The 1,179-nt window shown below is 46.1% G+C and carries 1 protein-coding gene and 1 rRNA gene; one reads left to right on the top strand and one right to left on the bottom strand.

Features of this window, described 5'->3' with window-relative positions; genetic code table 11:
- Positions 1-826: ribosomal RNA gene (locus tag DEAC_RS24035) — 23S ribosomal RNA — on the bottom strand; the annotation flags it as partial.
- 117 nt (positions 827-943) lie between these two features.
- Between DEAC_RS24035 and DEAC_RS24060 the strand changes: the two genes are divergently transcribed.
- Positions 944-1,179: hypothetical protein (locus tag DEAC_RS24060; RefSeq protein WP_207642588.1), on the top strand; the 236-nt coding region annotated here is incomplete at its 3' end.

Raw genomic sequence — 1,179 nt, 5'->3', positions numbered from 1 at the left:
GCCAATCGTAGTTCGTGGTTCGATGCACGTTGTTCGAATCGCTGTATTTCTCTGCGGTCTTGACTTATAAACGACTTCGTCGTTTTATCGTTAACCGCTTAAAATTACACGTTCACTCGAACTACGAACCACGAACCACGAACCACGATCTACGACTGCTTGTAAGCGTACGGTTTCAGGTTCTTTTTCACTCCTCTTCCGAGGTGCTTTTCACCTTTCCCTCACGGTACTGGTTCACTATCGGTCGCTAAGGAGTATTTAGCCTTGGGAGGTGGTCCTCCCTGCTTCCCACGGGGTTTCTCGTGTCCCGCGGTACTCAGGATTCCCTCACAGAATGTCTCCCTTTCACTTACAGGGGTGTTACCTTCTCTGCCCGGACTTTCCAGTCCTGTTCAGCTAGAGATCCATCCTTAAAAGAGGGTCCTACAACCCCCTACTCGATATTCGAAATACGTTGTTCGTGGTTCGATTATGCTATTCTTTCGGGTCTTTTTGACCCTATAGAATCACTTTGTTCGAACTACGAATAGCGAACCACGAATATCGAGTAGGGTTTGGGCTCTTCCCCGTTCGCTCGCCGCTACTTAGGGAATCGATGATTCTTTCTCTTCCTCCGGGTACTTAGATGTTTCAGTTCCCCGGGTTGTCTTCATTAACCTATGTATTCAGTTAACGATAACTGGATATGACTCCAGTTGGGTTGCCCCATTCGGGTATCCACGGATCAAAGCCTGCTTACGACTCCCCGTGGCATTTCGCTGTTAACCGCGCCCTTCTTCGACTCTTAGCGCCTAGGCATTCACCGTACGCCCTTAGTAGCTTGACCTAAATCTTTACTACATTTAGGGTTTCTCAAAACCTTGTTTGCACTCGGTTTTGAGGTGATGTTTCCTTTGACTTACTAGAAATTATTTCTCTATGTAGTTTTCAAAGAACAAGTGCGATGCGCGAAGTTCGAGGTACGATGTTCGAATCAAATTTAGCCTTGCGGCTAAAAGTGATCGTTGTCATTCTTCTATTTCACGTTCGCTCAAAAATATTAGGACCAGTAGTCAAGCATTACAACTATCTTACCCAATCCTGCTTGAGTGAGTTTCCATTTATCGAGTTTCTTAATCCTCTGTCCGAGGAACGACTATACAATTCGCACCTCGTGCATCGAACTTCGAACCTCGATTT

It is taken from the genome of Desulfosporosinus acididurans, assembly GCF_001029285.1.
Classification (GTDB): Bacteria; Bacillota; Desulfitobacteriia; order Desulfitobacteriales; family Desulfitobacteriaceae; genus Desulfosporosinus; species Desulfosporosinus acididurans.
Note: the sequence above shows the minus strand (reverse complement) of the source record. Positions and strands in the feature narration are given on the sequence as shown.